This is a genomic window from Pseudomonas sp. NCIMB 10586, assembly GCF_023127895.1.
In the GTDB taxonomy this organism is placed as follows: Bacteria; Pseudomonadota; Gammaproteobacteria; order Pseudomonadales; family Pseudomonadaceae; genus Aquipseudomonas; species Aquipseudomonas synxantha_A.
Genome location: NZ_SPKQ01000042.1, coordinates 177,954 through 193,779, shown reverse-complemented (window position 1 = coordinate 193,779; position 15,826 = coordinate 177,954). Strand labels below are relative to the sequence as shown.

Annotated in this window: 16 protein-coding genes; 7 read left to right on the top strand and 9 right to left on the bottom strand. The window is 60.9% G+C overall.

Annotated features, from left to right (window positions below; genetic code table 11):
• Positions 1–11: 11 nt before the first annotated feature.
• The 3 genes from E4P01_RS16155 to E4P01_RS16145 all read left to right on the top strand — a co-directional run bounded on the left by E4P01_RS16155 (position 12) and on the right by E4P01_RS16145 (position 3,744).
• Complete coding sequence (locus E4P01_RS16155; RefSeq protein WP_216090884.1) at positions 12–1,328, top strand: MFS transporter; 1,317 nt, start codon at positions 12–14, stop codon at positions 1,326–1,328.
• Positions 1,329–1,339: 11 nt separating this feature from the next.
• Entirely contained in the window at positions 1,340–2,572 is a 1,233-nt protein-coding gene (locus E4P01_RS16150) for a Zn-dependent hydrolase (RefSeq protein WP_216090885.1), read from the top strand.
• A 134-nt stretch (positions 2,573–2,706) separates the two neighbouring features.
• Positions 2,707–3,744, top strand: a complete 1,038-nt coding sequence (locus E4P01_RS16145) for a histone deacetylase family protein (protein ID WP_216090886.1) — start codon at positions 2,707–2,709, stop codon at positions 3,742–3,744.
• An 18-nt stretch (positions 3,745–3,762) separates the two neighbouring features.
• Here the strand turns inward: E4P01_RS16145 and E4P01_RS16140 are convergent, their stop codons facing one another.
• Both E4P01_RS16140 and E4P01_RS16135 read right to left on the bottom strand, forming a co-directional pair.
• Positions 3,763–4,116, bottom strand: a complete 354-nt coding sequence (locus E4P01_RS16140; protein ID WP_216090887.1) for a type II toxin-antitoxin system RelE/ParE family toxin — start codon at positions 4,114–4,116, stop codon at positions 3,763–3,765.
• Positions 4,113–4,517 carry a type II toxin-antitoxin system ParD family antitoxin gene (locus E4P01_RS16135; protein ID WP_216090888.1) on the bottom strand — a complete coding sequence of 135 codons (405 nt, stop codon included), beginning with the start codon at positions 4,515–4,517 and terminating at the stop codon, positions 4,113–4,115. The genes E4P01_RS16140 and E4P01_RS16135 overlap by 4 nt, the downstream gene beginning before the upstream one ends.
• Positions 4,518–4,727: 210 nt before the next feature.
• Between E4P01_RS16135 and E4P01_RS16130 the strand changes: the two genes are divergently transcribed.
• Positions 4,728–5,630 carry a LysR family transcriptional regulator gene (locus tag E4P01_RS16130; protein ID WP_057701145.1) on the top strand — a complete coding sequence of 301 codons (903 nt, stop codon included), beginning with the start codon at positions 4,728–4,730 and terminating at the stop codon, positions 5,628–5,630.
• Here E4P01_RS16130 and E4P01_RS16125 read toward each other — a convergent pair.
• Positions 5,622–6,380 carry a substrate-binding domain-containing protein gene (locus tag E4P01_RS16125; RefSeq protein WP_216090889.1) on the bottom strand — a complete coding sequence of 253 codons (759 nt, stop codon included), beginning with the start codon at positions 6,378–6,380 and terminating at the stop codon, positions 5,622–5,624. The genes E4P01_RS16130 and E4P01_RS16125 overlap by 9 nt on opposite strands.
• The gene (locus E4P01_RS16120) at positions 6,377–7,684 is read right to left on the bottom strand and encodes an MFS transporter (protein WP_032877256.1); all 1,308 of its coding nucleotides are present in this window, start codon (positions 7,682–7,684) and stop codon (positions 6,377–6,379) included. The genes E4P01_RS16125 and E4P01_RS16120 overlap by 4 nt, the downstream gene beginning before the upstream one ends.
• 198 nt (positions 7,685–7,882) lie before the next feature.
• On the opposite strand from E4P01_RS16120, the gene E4P01_RS16115 reads away from it, so the two are divergent.
• Together E4P01_RS16115 and E4P01_RS16110 are read left to right on the top strand one after the other, a co-directional pair.
• The gene (locus E4P01_RS16115; RefSeq protein WP_164699504.1) at positions 7,883–8,029 is read left to right on the top strand and encodes a hypothetical protein; all 147 of its coding nucleotides are present in this window, start codon (positions 7,883–7,885) and stop codon (positions 8,027–8,029) included.
• A gap of 187 nt (positions 8,030–8,216) precedes the next feature.
• Positions 8,217–9,137, top strand: a complete 921-nt coding sequence (locus tag E4P01_RS16110) for a LysR substrate-binding domain-containing protein (RefSeq protein ID WP_032877255.1) — start codon at positions 8,217–8,219, stop codon at positions 9,135–9,137.
• A 28-nt stretch (positions 9,138–9,165) separates the two neighbouring features.
• On the opposite strand, the gene E4P01_RS16105 is transcribed toward E4P01_RS16110, so the two are convergent.
• From E4P01_RS16105 to E4P01_RS16095, 3 genes are all read right to left on the bottom strand, one after another.
• On the bottom strand, positions 9,166–10,107 hold the full coding sequence (locus tag E4P01_RS16105; protein ID WP_032877254.1) for a LysR family transcriptional regulator: 942 nt from the start codon (positions 10,105–10,107) through the stop codon (positions 9,166–9,168).
• A gap of 137 nt (positions 10,108–10,244) precedes the next feature.
• Positions 10,245–11,432 (bottom strand): cyanate transporter, encoded by a 1,188-nt coding sequence (locus E4P01_RS16100; RefSeq protein ID WP_103733519.1) that lies wholly within the window; start codon positions 11,430–11,432, stop codon positions 10,245–10,247.
• 131 nt (positions 11,433–11,563) lie between these two features.
• Positions 11,564–13,201: a 5-guanidino-2-oxopentanoate decarboxylase gene (locus E4P01_RS16095; protein ID WP_216090890.1), complete on the bottom strand. Its 1,638-nt coding sequence runs from the start codon at positions 13,199–13,201 to the stop codon at positions 11,564–11,566.
• Positions 13,202–13,312: 111 nt separating this feature from the next.
• Between E4P01_RS16095 and E4P01_RS16090 the strand changes: the two genes are divergently transcribed.
• Complete coding sequence (locus tag E4P01_RS16090) at positions 13,313–14,182, top strand: LysR substrate-binding domain-containing protein (protein ID WP_032877251.1); 870 nt, start codon at positions 13,313–13,315, stop codon at positions 14,180–14,182.
• Between the two features lie 38 nt (positions 14,183–14,220).
• On the opposite strand, the gene E4P01_RS16085 is transcribed toward E4P01_RS16090, so the two are convergent.
• Together E4P01_RS16085 and E4P01_RS16080 are read right to left on the bottom strand one after the other, a co-directional pair.
• A complete protein-coding gene (locus E4P01_RS16085) occupies positions 14,221–14,835 on the bottom strand; it encodes an NAD(P)-dependent oxidoreductase (protein WP_216090891.1) in 615 nt (204 codons plus the stop codon).
• 34 nt (positions 14,836–14,869) lie between these two features.
• Positions 14,870–15,736: an MBL fold metallo-hydrolase gene (locus E4P01_RS16080; protein WP_216090892.1), complete on the bottom strand. Its 867-nt coding sequence runs from the start codon at positions 15,734–15,736 to the stop codon at positions 14,870–14,872.
• Positions 15,737–15,826 lie beyond the last annotated feature (90 nt).

Below are 15,826 nucleotides of genomic sequence, written 5' to 3'. Positions count from 1 at the left end.
GAGCCAGCCCCATGAAGCCTTCCGCTTCGCCGCAGCCTCGCCGTGCCGCGGCCGCCGCTTTTATCGGCACCATGATCGAGTGGTACGACTTTTACATCTATGCCACCGCTGCGGCGCTGGTGTTCGGTCAGCTGTTTTTCCCCTCCGACGATAAATTGTTCAGCACCATGGCTGCGTTCGGCACCTTCGCCGTGGGCTTCTTTGCGCGGCCGTTGGGCGGCATTGTGTTTGGCCATATCGGCGACCGCATCGGCCGCAGGAAATCCCTGGTGATCACCCTCGTGATGATGGGCGTGGTCACGGTGTGCATCGGCCTGTTGCCGACCTATGCGCAGATCGGCGCCGCAGCACCGGTGCTGCTGATACTGCTGCGGGTAGTGCAGGGCATTGCAGTGGGCGGTGAGTGGGGCGGGGCGGTGTTGATGGCCGGAGAACATGCGCCAAAGGGGCGGCGTAACTTCTTTGCATCCTTCGCGCAATTGGGCAGCCCGGCCGGTTTGATTCTTTCCCTGCTGGCGTTCAGTGCGGTGACCCGCTTACCGGAAGAAGACCTGCTCAGTTGGGGCTGGCGCCTGCCGTTCCTGGCCAGTGCCTTGCTGTTGGTCGTCGGCCTGGCGATTCGCCTGGGTGTAAATGAGTCGCCGGAGTTCCTCGAAGACAAGGCCCAGGCGGAAAAAGCGCGGGCGATCAAGAAGGACCAAGCCCCCGTGCTGGAAGTGCTGAAGACCGCATGGCGTCCACTGTTGTTGTGCATTGGCGCCAACACATTGGGGATTGCCGGCGTGTATTTCACCAACACCTTCATGATTGCCTACAGCACTCAGCAACTGAACCTGCCGCGCTCGCTGATTCTGGAATGCCTGTTCTTCGTCGCCATTATCCAGTTCTGCGTTCAGCCACTGGCCGCCTGGGTGGCAGAGAAGGTCGGCGCTACACGGTTCCTGTGCGCCATGTGCGTACTGGCAATGGCGTCGCCGTACCCCATGTTTGTGCTGGTCAGCAGCGGCCAGGCGCCCTTGATCATCCTCGGCATTGCCCTGGCGGTGGTGTGCATGGCGTCGTTCTATGCCGTCATCGCAGGCTTTGTCAGCGGCCTGTTTGAAACCCGTGTGCGCTACACCGCGATCTCTCTGGCTTACCAGGTATGCGGCGCATTGGCCGGCGGCCTGACACCGTTGATCGGCACCTGGCTGGCCCATCAATACCTGGGCCAATGGTGGCCGATGGCAGTGTTTTACAGCGTGATCGCGGCGGTCTCGTTGGTGTGCGTCCTGGCCTTGTCCCGCCGCCACGCCACGGCTCACCGCCTGGAAATGGCACACAGTTGAGGAAGTCAGCAATGTTGAAGATCAATGGCGAGCGCCTGTGGCATAGCTTGATGGCCATGGCCGAGATCGGCGCGACTGCACGCGGTGGCAGCTGCCGCCTGGCGTTGAGCGCCGAAGACAAGGCCGGTCGCGAGCTGTTCAGCCACTGGTGTACAGCGGCTGGCCTGACGTTGAGCGTGGATGCCATCGGCAATCTGTTCGCCCGTCGTGCGGGTACCGACAATGACGCCGCGCCGGTGATGATCGGCAGCCATCTCGATACCCAGCCCGAAGGCGGGCGCTTCGATGGCGTGTACGGCGTATTGGCTGGCCTGGAGGTGATCCGCAGCCTCGACGACCACGGCATCCAGACGCGCAAACCCCTGGAAATTGCGGTGTGGACCAACGAAGAAGGCGCGCGTTTCACCCCGGCGATGCTGGGCTCGGCGGTCTTCACCGGTGCCCTCGCGCTGGACAAGGCGCTGGCGACCACCGACGGTGATGGCGTCAGCGTGGCCGAGGCGTTGCGCACCACCGGTTATAACGGCGAGCGTGCATTGGGTGGGGCAGTGGATGCGTATTTCGAAGCGCATATCGAGCAAGGCCCGATCCTGGAAGACAACGCCAACAGTATCGGCGTGGTGACCGGCGGCCAGGCGATTCGCTGGCTCGATGTGCGGGTCGAAGGCATGGCTGCCCATGCGGGCACCACGCCGATGGCACTGCGCAAAGATGCGTTGTACGGCGCTGCAAAAATGATCCAGGCCCTGGAAAACCTCGCTGCCGATTTTGCCCCGCATGGCCTGACCACTGTGGGTGAATTGAGCATCGCCAAGTCGTCGCGCAACACCATTCCCGGTGTGCTCGACTTTACTGTCGATCTGCGCCATCACCGCGACGCCGATATCGACGCTATGGAGCAACAAGTGCGCGCACGCCTGCAGGCGATTGCCGACAACCGTGGCCTCAGCGTGACTATCACACCGCACTGGATCAGCCCGGCCACGCCGTTCGATGCTGAGTGCGTGGCCTGCGTACAAGCGTCGGTGGATGCTCTGGGCTACAGCCAGCAGACCATCATCAGCGGTGCCGGCCACGATGCTATCCACCTGGCGCGCTATTGCCCGACTGCGATGATCTTCATCCCCTGTGTCGGTGGCCTGAGCCACAACGAAGCCGAAGATGTCTTGCCTGAAGACGTGCGCCAGGGCACAGATGTATTGCTCAACGCCGTGTTGAAACGCGCCGGCCAGGTTCATTTCTAAAGGCTGACGCCGTGCCCATGTGGGAGCTGGCTTGCCTGCGATAGCGGTGAAGCAGGCAGTACATTGTGCTCTGACCGTGCGCAATCGCAGGCAAGCCAGCTCCCACAGGTTCTGTGTTTATCCAGGAGCATCCTATGAATACGTTTTTCCATCCCGAACAACTGCTGCATCACCCACGCAGCTACTATTCTCGTGGCCAGATGCGCACGCCACAGGAGGTCCCCGAGCGTGCGCGCAACCTGCTGCTGGCTGCGCAAACCCTGGGCTTTGATATCCAGCAACCAAGCGACTACGGTATGGAACCGCTGCTCGCCGTGCATGGCGCGGCCTACCTGGGTTTTCTTCAAGAGGCTCACCAGCGCTGGAAGGAAATTCCTGAAGACTGGGGCGACGAAGTCATGTCCAACATCTTCGTGCGCGAGCCCAACGCCCTGCGCGGCATTCTGGCCCAGGCGGCACGTTACCTGGCAGATGGCAGTTGCCCGATCGGTGAACTGACCTGGCGCTCGGCGTATTGGTCAGCCCAAAGCGCCGTCGCCGCTGCCAAGGCGATCCTCGATGGCGCACCTGCCGCCTACGCCTTGTGCCGACCACCGGGGCATCACGCCCGCTTCGATGCGGCGGGTGGTTTCTGTTACATCAATAATGCGGCGGTGGCTGCGCAAGCGTTACGCCAAGGCTTCCAGCGCGTCGCGGTGCTCGATACCGACATGCACCACGGCCAAGGCATCCAGGAGATTTTCTACCAGCGCGATGACGTGCTCTACACGTCGATCCATGGCGATCCCACCAACTTCTATCCCGGGGTGGCGGGCTTTGCCGAAGAAAGAGGCGATGGTGCAGGCTCAGGGTTCAACCTCAACCTGCCCATGCCCCACGGTGCCAGCGAAGCGCTGTTTTTCGACAAGCTGGAGCTGGCCCTGGCAGCGGTGAAGGATTTCTCGGCGGATGTGCTGGTGTTGTCACTGGGCTTTGATATTTACGAGTTGGACCCGCAAAGCAAAGTCGCGGTGACGCGGGAAGGCTTTGCGCGGTTGGGCGAGTGCATTCGAGGGCTGGGGTTGCCATGCTTGATCGTGCAGGAAGGGGGTTATCACTTGGAGACGCTGGACAGTAACGCGCAGGCGTTTTTCAGTGCGCCAGCGGCGTGGGAGAAATTATCAGTCGATTAAGCGCTAAAAGCCTGCCGATCAGTTTTCAGCAGGCTTTTCGTCAATCAATGAGCAGTCGTTCCCCTCACCCTGGAACAGCGCCGCGTAGTTTTGCCCGCCATAAAATACCCCCACTATCGACACCGTTTCGCAATCAGGCCTCACCCTGAACGCGATGATGGTGCTGCGACGATAGTGCGTGATGCGCAAGCCTGTAAGCAGGTCGTCACGGCGCGTGCCACGCAAGGGGAACAGGGCGAGGTTTTCACAGTAGCTGACGAGATTGTCGATAAAGCGCGTCGCTACCAAGGGGGAGCCGGCATCGCAGATGTAATCCTCAAGGGCATTGAGTTGCGTCAGGACTTCAGGCGAAAAAACCACCGAGTAGCTCACGCGTTCCCGATGCCTTTGCGTTGACGCCTGGCTGCCATATGCTCGCGAACCTGTTCTGCAGATAACCCGAGCTCAGGCTGTGCCTCAAGAGCGGTCGCTGCCGGGATGACTTCGTCCCTCAGCCAGTCTTCCATGGCACGGTCACGTGCCAGCAGCACCCGCAATCCGTCGCGAATCACTTCGCTTTCGCTGGCATATTCGCCTGCAGCCACCTTGGCTTTGACCAGGGCCGCCATTTCAAGGGGCAAGGTGATGCTCATTTGCTGGGTTGAGCGCATTGGGATGTCCGCCAGAAGTGAGTAGGATTCAATCCTACTTGACCATTGGCGCGATGCAAGAAGCAACTGATCAATGCCGATATCCGGCGTCTCGTCGTCCATCCAGAAGGGGTAGGTTTGCATGGGGTGTCGCGTCTCCAGTTGTGTAGGTCAGGCCGCAAGTATTGACCCGTTTTGGCGATCGCGTGGCCGCAGGTGGCCGATAAGCTGCTGAAATGTATGACTTGATATCTGTAACAGGATTATCTCGATAAAGCCGCCCCGGCTCGCATGGCATCCCATCGGCTCCCATACGATAATGCTCGTCACCCCGACCACTTTGGCCCGCCTCCCGTGATCATCAATTTCGACCTCAACGACCTCCAAGCCTTCCGCGCCGTGGTAGACAAGGGCAGTTTCCGTGGCGCCGCCGAGGCCATCCGTATCTCGCAGCCGGCCCTCAGCCGACGCATCGAGAAGCTTGAATCCGCCCTGGATGTAAAGCTGTTCGAACGCACCACACGGCGGGTCAGTCTGACCATGGTCGGTCGCGCCTTCTTGCCCCAGGTGGAGCGAATGCTCGACGATCTTGACATCGCCTTGATGGGCATCAGCAACGTCGCGTCCACACGCATGGGCAACGTCACCATCGCCTGTGTGCCGTCTACCGCGTATTACTTCATGCCCCACGTGATCTCCGAATTCCACAAGCTGTATCCGAAGATTCGCCTGCGGGTGCTCGATGCCAGTGCTGGTGAGGTGAGCAATGCGGTGGCAAGCGGTGAAGCGGATTTCGGCGTGAGCTTCAGCGGTAGCCTGGCCGACGAGGTCGAGTTCGAGCTGTTGCTGCAGGAGCGTTATGTGCTTGCCTGTCGGCGTGACCATCCGTTGGCCACGCGTGAGAGCGTGACCTGGACCGAGGCCTATGAACACGACTACATCAGCGTGGACAAAACCTCGGGCAACCGCTTCCTGCTCGACCAGGCGCTGCGTGGCGTGCGGGTGAAAAAGCCGAGTATCTGCGAGACCCATCACGTGACCACCATGATCGGGCTGGTGGAGGCGGGGCTGGGCGTGGCGATGGTGCCGTCGATTGCGATGCCGGCGTGCGAGCACCCGATTCTGGTGAGTGTGCCGCTGGTAGAGCCGCAGGTGATGCGCAATGTGGGCTTGATCAAGCGCCGCGGGCGGACACTGCCGCCTGCGGCGCTGGAGTTGGAGCGATTGGTGCGGGAGATGCCGTTTCGGTCAGCGTGACACCGAGTCCAGGCCGGTGGATTGCACCGCCGGTTGAGCTTCGGGCGAGGCCATGAACTCCAGCAGCGCCTTGGCTTCGTCCGGGTGTTCGGCGTTGACCGGAATGCCCGCCGCAAAGCGTGTCACCGATTGCACGTTTTCCGGGATCTTGCCGACAAACGTCACACCCTTGACCGGCAACAATTCAGCCACCTGTTGCAAGCCCACTTCGTAGTCACCCTTGGCCACCTGCTCGCCCACCGGCACGCGTTCGATCATGGTGCCTTTGGCCGGCATACCGAGTTTCTTGAACAACTCTTTCTCGACGTACACACCGCTGGCGCTGTCCGAATACGCCACGGATTTGGCTTTGCTCAGCACGGCCTTGAGTTCGGCGTCGGTATTGATCGCAGGTTTTTGCGCGCCTTCCTTCACCACCAGGCCAATGCGCGAATCGGCCAGTTCCACGCGGGACGCGGGGTCGACCTTGCCTTGCTTGATCAGCTCATCCAGGGCGTAGCCGACCATGATCACCACGTCGGCGTGCTCGCCGCGGGCCAGGCGGTTGGGAATCGCTTCCGGCGCCTTGCCCATGGACGGGCCGAGAATGGTGTCGAGGGTGTCACCGCTTTGCGTGGCGTATTGCGGGCCAAGCAGTTTATAGGCGGCGGTGAAGCCACCAGAGGTCATCACCTTGAGCTCTTCGGCCTGGGCCGTCAGCGCCAGGGCGCCGAGGACGACGGCAGTGAGGGATTTGAACAAAGGCTTCATTGCACCGCCTCCTGCATGACTTGGCCACGGGTATTGGCGTGGCGATACAACGCCAGGGTTGAACACAGCGCACACAGTGCGGCGAACATCATCCAATAGGCGGGAGATGCCTTGTCTTCAGTGATGTGGATGAACCAGGTGGAAATCGCCGGCGTGAAGCCACCGAAGACTGCAGTCGCCAGGCTGTAAGCCAGGGAGAAACCCGCCACGCGCACTTCCACCGGCATGATTTCGGTCAGCGCCGGGATCATTGCGCCGTTGTACAGGCCGTAGAGGAAGGAGAACCACAACAGGGTTTCCAGCATGTGCGCAAAGCTTGGCGCGTTGACCACGTAGGACAGCGCTGGATAAGCAGTAAGAACAGTCAGCACGGTCATGGCGATCAGTACCGGTTTGCGGCCGAAGCGATCACTGAGGATGCCGCCGATCGGCAGCCAGAAAAAGTTCGACACCGCCACCAGCAAGGTCACCAGCAGGGCATCGGAAGTGCTCAGTTGCAGTACGGTCTTGCCGAAGGTCGGTGCGTACACAGTGATCAGGTAGAACGCGGTGGTGGTCATGGCCACCATCAACATGCCGCCGATGACTACGGTCCAGTTCTTCACCAGGGTCGCCATCACTTCACGCATGGTCGGGCGATGCTTGCGGTTGGCAAACTCTTCGGTTTCCTGCAGGTTGCGACGCAGCACAAAGATAAACGGAATGATCACGCAACCTACGGCAAATGGAATACGCCAGCCCCAATCGGCCACCACTGCCGGTTCCATCCACACGTTCAAGCCATAACCCAGCGCGGCGGCGACCACGATGGAGATCTGCTGGCTGCCCGACTGCCAGCTGGTGTAGAACCCTTTGCGGCCCGGCGTAGCCATTTCAGACAGGTAAACCGAGACGCCGCCCAATTCCGCACCGGCCGAGAAGCCTTGCAGCAGGCGGCCCAGCAGCACCAGCAGCGGCGCCCATAGGCCAATGGTGTGATAACTGGGCACCAGCACGATCAACAGCGTGCCGCTGGCCATGATCGACAAGGTCACGATCAAACCTTTGCGACGGCCCACGTCATCGATATAGGCACCCAGAATGATTGCACCCAGTGGTCGCATCAGGAAGCCCGCGCCGAACACGGCGAAGGTCATCATTAATGACGCAAACTCATTAGCGGCCGGGAAGAACGCGGCGGCGATATAGGTCGCGTAGAACCCGAACAGAAAGAAGTCGAACTGTTCAAGGAAGTTGCCCGAAGTAACGCGCAGTACAGCGCCTACTTTCGAGCTGGCAGGGGCGGGCCGGGAAGGGCTAGTCATGATTTTGTGTCTCCAGCGTTCTTTTTAAAGTGCTTGTTTCGCTTAAGACTGGGGATAGTGGCTGACACATTTAGAAATGATAAGTGACAAATATGGATGCATTGATGTGTTTTGGCTATCAGTCAAAACGGCCATCCGATTTTTCAGACCTGTTCTATGCTTGAGCTTGTGTCCAATTCTTACGGATGGGAGGTGGCTATGGGCAACGAACACCAGCAGCACAATGAGCCAGAACGTGATCATCATCGGCGGCAGCCAGAGGAAGAAAAACCGCAAACCTGGAAGCACCCCGACGACGGCACGGAGCTTTCCGAACGGGACCAGGAGCGCCCGCTGAAACCCTGACTTCAAGTCCAATACAATCCAACTGTGGGAGTGGGATAGGCCGTTCCCACAGTTGTTTTGTGAGGCTTACATAACCTTCAAGCGCTGATTTATCGTCTCCAAACCGCCTGATGAACAGCGCGCACATAGACGCAGCCCCGTGGCCTTTCTAAACTGCGGCTTGTCTTGGGGAAAGGGGCGGGCGCCGATGAATCGCAATGAACTACGCAAGGCCGACATCAACCTGATGGTGGTCTTCGAAGCGTTGATGCTTGAGCGCAATGTGACGCGGGTGGCGGAGAAGCTGTTTCTCGGCCAGCCCACCATCAGTTCGGCCCTCAACCGCCTGCGCACCCTGTTCAACGACCCGTTGTTCATTCGTGTCGGCCATCGCATGGAGCCCACGGCCCGTGCCGAGGAAATCATCCAGCACCTGTCGCCGGCCCTGGATTCCTTGTCATCGGCCCTGAGCCTGACCCATGACTTTGATCCGTCCATCAGTACCATGACCTTTCGCATCGGCCTGTCCGATGACGTCGAGTTCGGCCTGCTGCCACCGTTGCTGCGTGCCTTGCGCCAGGAGGCGCCGCAGGTGGTGTTCGTGGTGCAGCACGTGGATTACTGGCGTATTCCCGACTTGCTGGCGTCGGGCGATATCACCGTCGGCATCACCCAGACCCGCGGCCTGCCGGCAAATGCCAAGCGCAAGCTGTTGCGGCATATCCGCCCCTGCCTGCTGCGCGCCGATGCCTCGGACACGCCGCTGACCCTCGATGAATATTGCGCACGGCCCCATGTGCTGGTGTCCCACACTGCCAACGTGGCCGGGTTTGCCGATGAGTGGCTGGCGGAGGTGGGCCGCAAGCGCCATGTAGTGCTGTCGGTGCCGCAATACAGTTCGCTGCCGGCGTTGCTCGCCGGCACCGACATGATCGCCAGCCTGCCGGATTACACTGCCCAAGCCATGGCCGCCGGCGGCAATTTGTACTGCGAGCCGTTTCCCTTCCAGACCCCGACCCTGGATTTGTCGATGGTCTGGCTCAGCCACGTCGACACCGACCCGGCGGAGCGCTGGATGCGTTCGCGACTGGAGGCGTTCATGAGTGACAAGCTCCCGGCTCCAAGCTAAAAGCAACTGTAGAGACTGCTTGGCGCCTTCAACTTGCCGCTTGCAGCTGTTCCTCACACACCCTCACCACTTGCTCACGAAACCAGCTATTGGCGCTGTCTTGCCCATTGGTTTCCTTCCAGTGCATATCCAGGGTGAACCCCGGCAAACCGTTGGGTGCTTCGCACACACCGAACCCCGGTGCCGGCGCCAGCAACTTTTGCACGCGACGCGGCAGGGTGACGATGAAGTCGGTGCCGGTAATCATCTTCAACGCTGCGCTGTAGCTATTGGCCCGCGCGATCACCTGGCGCTTGCGCGCCTGACGTGCGAGCCAGCCGTCGATCATGTTGGTGTCGGAGGACCATGGCGTGGGGAATATGTGACGCCGCTCGACGAAAGATTGCAGGCTGAACGCCGGCTCCCTGGGCGCCGAGCGCTGGTCGAACACGCAAACCAGGTCATCCTCCAGCAGCATCTGGGTCTTGAAGTCTTTATGGGTGCGATGAAAGTGTGGGCCGAAGCAGATCACCAGGTCGAGGCGGCCTTCACGCAGGTCATCGACGGGAATGTCGGTTTCCAGCTTCTGCACATTGACGATCACCGGCAGGTCGGCATGGTCGAAGTGCTTCAACAGCCGTGGCAGGATCAGTTGCTCGAAGTATTCCGGGGCGCACACATTGAAGGTCACCGCCTGTTGGGTCGGGTCAAAGGCCTGGCCACCGGCGTGACACAGGTTGATGCTTTCCAGGATCTTCTGCACATGCCCGTACATGGTGGTGGCCTTGTACGTCGGACGCATACCGGCCCGTGTGTTGATAAACAGCTCATCCTCAAAGCTGGTGCGCAACTTCTTCAGGCTGTAGCTCACCGTGGACTGGCTGACGAACAGCGTTTCGGACACATCAGTAACGCTGCTCTGGTCGTAGACGGCGATAAACACCATCAAATCCTGCATATCGAGCTTTCTGAGCGAGTTACTGTTTAGCATCGGTTTCGTCCGTAAACCCTTTGTACCGAACTCAGTACAAGACTGGGCAAAATGTTAACGGAACGCTCGTACCAATAGAAAGCTCTGTAGGACTCGTCAATGTTTCGTGTGGGACAAATACTGTTTGTAATACGACGTCAGCGGATATGTCGTACGTAATGCCGGGGGTTGAAGCGCAGGACCATCAGCAGCATCACCACAGTCACCGCGGTCAGCGACCACCAGGCTCCTTCAAAGCTGCCCAATTGATCGCGGATCACTCCGGCAATCAAGGGCGACACGCCGGCAATCAGGTAACCGATGCCCTGTACAAATGCGGTAAGGCTACCGGCGCGCCGTGGGTTGTCGAGATGGTCGAGGGACACAATCAGGCTCATGGGAAACAACCCGCCGATACCCAGGCCGAGCAGGCAAGGCCATAGCAGGCTCCAGTGTTGCGGGCTGAGGATCAGGCCGCAGAACCCGAGGATGATCAGCACCAGCAGCACCGCGATCACGCCGCGTTTATCCTGGCGTCGGTTGGCGATGGCCGGAGTGACCAGGCCGGAGATCACCTCCATGGCGGTCAGCAAGCCCAGCAGCAAGCCGGCATTCTGCTCGCTCCAGCCCTGTTCGACGTAGTACGGCGCCAGCCACGCCAATACACAGGTATAGGACGCCGTGCCCAGGCCAAAAAAGATCGCCAGCAACCAGGCGCGGCGATTGCTGAAAAATGATTCCCGAATGCTCGATTCTGCTTGAGGCAAGGGTGGCAGAGCCGAACGCTGGGCATACCAGAACACCAGCGCCAACAGCGCCAGTACCGCCCAGATCGCCAGGCCGATGCGCCAACTGCCGGTGCGCACTTGCACCAAGGGTGAGAGTGATGCCGCCAGCGCAGCGCCGCCCATGATCGCAGTCACATACAGGCCCATGAACAGCGAAACGTCAGCGCTGAATCGCGACTTGATCAGCGTCGGCATCAACGCCTGAATCAGCGCGATGCCGACCCCTGCGGCAATCGCGCTGACGATCAGCTCCAGCGCCGAATCCAGCAACAGCCGCGATAAGGTCGCCAGCCCAATCACCAGCAGCGACAGCATAATGCTGCGATGTTCGCCCAGGCGCTTGGCCAGGCCCATGCCAACAAACATCGCCAGGCCCATGGCCATGACCGGCAACATGGTCAGTAACGCGGCGCTGCTGAAACTCAACGGCACATCCACGCGAATCGACGATAACAACGGCCCCACAGCCGCCATCGACGGTCGCAGGTTAAGGGCGACCAGCACCACGCTGATCATCAGCCATACGGCGGTGGTGGGTTTTGCGTGAACGTTTTCCATGGGCCTGCCTTGTTCGAACAAGGGCGAATCAGGCCATGCAGGGGCAAGTGGGGCAAATCAGAAAGTCGCTGGGGCTATCTAAAAATTGCGGATAACTGACAGATCGCCCCTCTCACAGGGGAAAACCAGAGTCACATAGAGCGAGTTCCAGGCTTGGTCGACTCCCACCGCCCTTGGTCGATTTCAATCAGCGTCGGCCCCTGGCGATCAGCTGCGGCGCGCAGTGCCGAGCGCAGATGCTCGATGCCTTCGATGCTCTCTGCCGCGCAGCCCAGGGCCTTGGCCACGCCAATAAAGTCCGGGGTGTAAATGTCTACACCCACAGGCTCGATGGCCCGATTGAGCATGTATTTCTTGATCTCCTCATAGCCCTGGTTATTCCACAACAGCACGATCACCGTTGTGCGGGCTTCCACGGCGCTGGCCAGTTCCGGCAGGGTGAATTGCAGGCCACCGTCGCCGATCAGGCACACCACCGGTTGTTCATCGCCGCGCGCCAGCCAGGCGCCGATGGCGGCGGGCAGGGCATAGCCCAGGGTGCCGTAGCCGGTGGATGAATTGAACCAGTGACGTGGTCGGTCGAGGTTCAGGGTCAGGTTGGCGCTGTACACCGGTTGGGTGGAGTCGCCCACCAGCACGGCGCCGGGCAGTGCTTCCAGGACGGTGTTGAGAAGCCGCGTGTGTGCACGGGTGGCAGCGTCCCAAGTGGGCTCCAGCTCGGCCCACAAACGTGCGACGCGAACTGCGCCCCAATCGGTATTGCGCGGCGCCAGTGACTGGCGGTCCAGTTCGGTGAGCAGCGCCCGGGCGGCGATTTTCGCGTCGGCCACCAGAGCCACCTCGGGTGGGTAGTTGCGTACGGTCTGATCCGGGTCGATATCAATGCGCAGCAACGTACCGGGAATCTTGAAGCCGCCAGCGAAGGTCACGTCGTAATCGGTTTCCGCCAGTTCCGTGCCGATGGCCAGTACCACATCGGCCTCGGCGACCAGGGCGCGGGTGGCCGCCAGGGTCTGGGTCGAGCCGATCAACAACGAGTGTGCGGCAGGCAGCAGGCCTTTGGCATTGATGGTCAGGGCCACGGGCGCGCCGAGGGTTTCGGCCAGGCGGGTCAACTCGGGCGCCGCATCGATGGCGCCGCCACCGGCCAGAATCAGCGGGCGTTGGGCGGTGGCGAGCAAGCGGCTCATGTGCTCGATCGCCGCCGGTGCCGCTCCGGCGCGGGCCACGCTGACCGGCTGGCTGCCCAGCAGAGCGTCGGCATTCTCCACCAGCACATCCAACGGAATCTCGATATGCACCGGGCGCGGCCGCCCGGCCTGAAACAGTGCAAACGCCCGTGCCAGCACGCCGGGCAACTCGTGGGCCGACATCAAGGTATGGGAAAACGCCGCCACGCCGGCCACCAGTGCGCTCTGATTCGGCAACTCATGCAACTTGCCACGCCCGCCGCCCAACTGGCTGCGCGCCTGCACACTGGAAATCACCAGCATCGGGATCGAATCGGCATAGGCCTGGCCCATGGCCGTGGTGATATTGGTCATGCCCGGGCCGGTAATGATGAAACACACACCAGGCTTGCCGCAGGTGCGCGCGTAGCCGTCGGCCATAAACCCGGCGCCCTGTTCGTGGCGCGGGGTGACGTGACGGATGCCGGAGCGCGCCAAACCACGGTACAGCTCCACGGTATGCACACCGGGGATGCCGAACACATGATCGACACCGTAGCCTTTCAGGAGGTGGACCAATACTTCGCCGCAGGTTGCCATGCCGGTCGCTCTTGTTATGGATTGAAGGCGCTATTGGACCGGCTGGCCGGTAGCGGCAACAATCGATAAAAAGTCATACTCGCCATGTCCTCACGTCATGGCTGCGCCCTAATGAAACGCCTTCCACCGTTACCCGCATTGCACACCTTCTGGGTCACGGCCCAATGCTGCAACTTCACCCGCGCCGCCGAGCAACTGCACATCACCCAGGGGGCGGTGAGCCGCCAGATCGCGGGGTTGGAACGGCATTTGGGCTATGGGTTGTTTGTGCGCCAGGCGCGGGGCTTGAGCCTGACCGAGGAAGGTCGCGAGTGGGCGCTGCGGGTGCAGCAGGTGTTCGGCGTGATCGGTGAGGCCGTGGAGCAAATCGGCAGTCGCCGCGAGGTTTTGCAGCTCAAGGCGTCCACCTGTGTGATGCGCTGGCTACTGCCACGCGTGCTGCAATGGCAAAGGGAGCGCCCGGATGTACCGGTGGAACTGACCACCACCGTGGCCTACACCGTGGATTTTCGTCGCGAGCCATTTGATGCGGCGGTGATCTATGCGCCCATCGCCGAGCAGTCCGAGCAGGCTCGGCATTTGTTCGATGAACAACTCACACCGGTCTGTGCGCCGGCCTTGCTGGACAACTTGCACACGCCAGCGGATCTGCAACACCAGGTGCTGCTGCACCCCACGCGGGATCAGCGGGATTGGGCATTGTGGTTAAAAGCGGCGGGTACGCGCCTGAGCAGTCTGAGCCAGGGGCATCATTTCGAAACGCTGGACCTGGCGATGACGGTGGCGGCACAAGGCTCGGGCGTGGCGATCGGTGATCGTGCGCTGATTGGCGAGGACCTGAAGGCGGGGCGCCTGGTGATGCCGTTTGAACTGCGGGTGCCGACAGGCATGGGCTACTTCCTGGTGTATCCGCCGCAGACAGTGCCTTCTGCCGGGTTGTTGGCCCTGATGGATTGGCTGACCAGCCAGGCACAAATGTAGGAGGGGTTTGCCCCCTCCCACATTTTTACCGCGTGGTGTCAGTAGCCAACGGTGAAGCGCTTACGCGAGTGCTTGGGTGTTTCAACCTCGTCGATCATGGCGATGGCGTAGTCGGCAAAGCTGATCGAGCTGTTACCGTCACTGCTCACCAACAGGTCATCCTGGCCCAGGCGGAATTTGCCGGTGCGCTCGGTCCCGTCGAACAGCGCCGATGGCGAGAGGAACGTCCAATCCAATTCCGTTTCCTGGCGCAGCGTTTTCAGGAAATCAGCCCCGGCACTGGCTTCGGCCTTGTACTCCGCAGGGAAACCCGGGCTATCGATGACGCGACTGCCGTCCGGTAGCAGCAACGAGCCTGCACCACCCACCACCAGCAGGCGTTTGACCCCGGCCTTTTTCACCGGGCCGATCACGGCGCTGGCGGGCAAGGTGGCAAAGTGCGCGGCGCTGATCACCACATCGCTGCCGCTGATAGCGTGTTGCAGGGCATCGGCGTCCAGGGCATCCACCTGCTTGACCGTGACGCCTGGGCGTACGCCCAGCTTGTCGGTGTTGCGAGCGATGGCGGTGACGGTATGCCCGCGGCGCAGGGCTTCTTCCAGCAGTTGGCTACCGGCACGGCCGGTGGCACCAATGATTGCGATTTTGCTCATGACGTTCTCCATCAGGGTTAGGGTTTAAAGCCGATCACCACTTCATTTCGCCCTTGGCGACTTTGGCGCTCAATTCCAGCGAGCTTTCGTCGGCGAGGGTGGGGTAACGCTGTTTCATGGCCGCAATCAGGGCGGCGGAATCCTTGGCCTTGGCGGTTTCGATGTCGAAGGCCTGGATGTAGTCGGCGGTGAATTTCACCGAGGCCAGCGATGGGGTGCCCAGGTAGTGACCAGGGATCACTGTTTTTGGCTTCAAGCCTTCAATACGCTCAAGGGTGCTCAACCAGTCTTTATGAGATTGCGCGCCCTGAGTGTCAGCCATCCACAGGTGAATGTTTTCGGCGACAACCACGCCACCGACTACAGCCTTGATCGACGGGATCCACACAAAGCTGCGATCCGGCTGCGGACCGTCCAGGCCGACCACTTCAAGCTGTTGCCCTTCAAGGGTCAGGCTGTGGCCTTGCAACACTTGCGGCACGATCGTTTTGGTCGGTTTGTCGGCGCCCATTTTCGGGCCCCAGAATGCCAGCTTGCCGGCGACGGTGGCGTTGATATGGTCGACCACCGGTTGTGGCGCCAGCACCTTGGCGTCGGGGAACGCGGCGGTCAGGGTGTCGAGGCCGAAGTAGTAGTCCGGGTCGCCATGGCTGATGTAGATGGTGGTCAGGTGCTTGCCGCTGGCGCGGATTTTCTGCACCAGTTGTTCGGCCTGGCCTTTGCCGAATTGGGCGTCCACCAGGATCGCGTCTTTGGCACCGCTGACCAGCACCGAGCTGACGGGGAAGATCGCCGCTTCGCCTGGGTTGTACACGTCCAGTTTCAGCTCAGCGGCTGCCGCGTGGGCGGCGAACGCCAGGGCGGCAGTGGCCAGGGTCAAGCGTTTGAAGGTCGAGAACATCGGGCAGCTCCTGCCATTGGTAAGGGGTGGGTAGAGCTTAGTTGCATAAAACACCACAAAAAATGCGATGCTTGGACATAGTTTGTTTCT

Excerpts from the sequence above, each read along its gene's own strand:
- E4P01_RS16155 (WP_216090884.1), top strand. The coding sequence starts at position 12 with ATGAAGCCTTCCGCTTCGCCGCAGCCTCGCCGTGCCGCGGCCGCCGCT.
- E4P01_RS16150 (WP_216090885.1), top strand. The coding sequence starts at position 1,340 with ATGTTGAAGATCAATGGCGAGCGCCTGTGGCATAGCTTGATGGCCATG.
- E4P01_RS16145 (WP_216090886.1), top strand. The coding sequence starts at position 2,707 with ATGAATACGTTTTTCCATCCCGAACAACTGCTGCATCACCCACGCAGC.
- E4P01_RS16135 (WP_216090888.1), bottom strand. The coding sequence starts at position 4,517 with ATGCAAACCTACCCCTTCTGGATGGACGACGAGACGCCGGATATCGGC.
- E4P01_RS16125 (WP_216090889.1), bottom strand. The coding sequence starts at position 6,380 with ATGAAGCCTTTGTTCAAATCCCTCACTGCCGTCGTCCTCGGCGCCCTG.
- E4P01_RS16120 (WP_032877256.1), bottom strand. The coding sequence starts at position 7,684 with ATGACTAGCCCTTCCCGGCCCGCCCCTGCCAGCTCGAAAGTAGGCGCT.
- E4P01_RS16115 (WP_164699504.1), top strand. The coding sequence starts at position 7,883 with ATGGGCAACGAACACCAGCAGCACAATGAGCCAGAACGTGATCATCAT.
- E4P01_RS16110 (WP_032877255.1), top strand. The coding sequence starts at position 8,217 with ATGAATCGCAATGAACTACGCAAGGCCGACATCAACCTGATGGTGGTC.
- E4P01_RS16105 (WP_032877254.1), bottom strand. The coding sequence starts at position 10,107 with ATGCTAAACAGTAACTCGCTCAGAAAGCTCGATATGCAGGATTTGATG.
- E4P01_RS16100 (WP_103733519.1), bottom strand. The coding sequence starts at position 11,432 with ATGGAAAACGTTCACGCAAAACCCACCACCGCCGTATGGCTGATGATC.
- E4P01_RS16095 (WP_216090890.1), bottom strand. The coding sequence starts at position 13,201 with ATGGCAACCTGCGGCGAAGTATTGGTCCACCTCCTGAAAGGCTACGGT.
- E4P01_RS16090 (WP_032877251.1), top strand. The coding sequence starts at position 13,313 with ATGAAACGCCTTCCACCGTTACCCGCATTGCACACCTTCTGGGTCACG.
- E4P01_RS16085 (WP_216090891.1), bottom strand. The coding sequence starts at position 14,835 with ATGAGCAAAATCGCAATCATTGGTGCCACCGGCCGTGCCGGTAGCCAA.
- E4P01_RS16080 (WP_216090892.1), bottom strand. The coding sequence starts at position 15,736 with ATGTTCTCGACCTTCAAACGCTTGACCCTGGCCACTGCCGCCCTGGCG.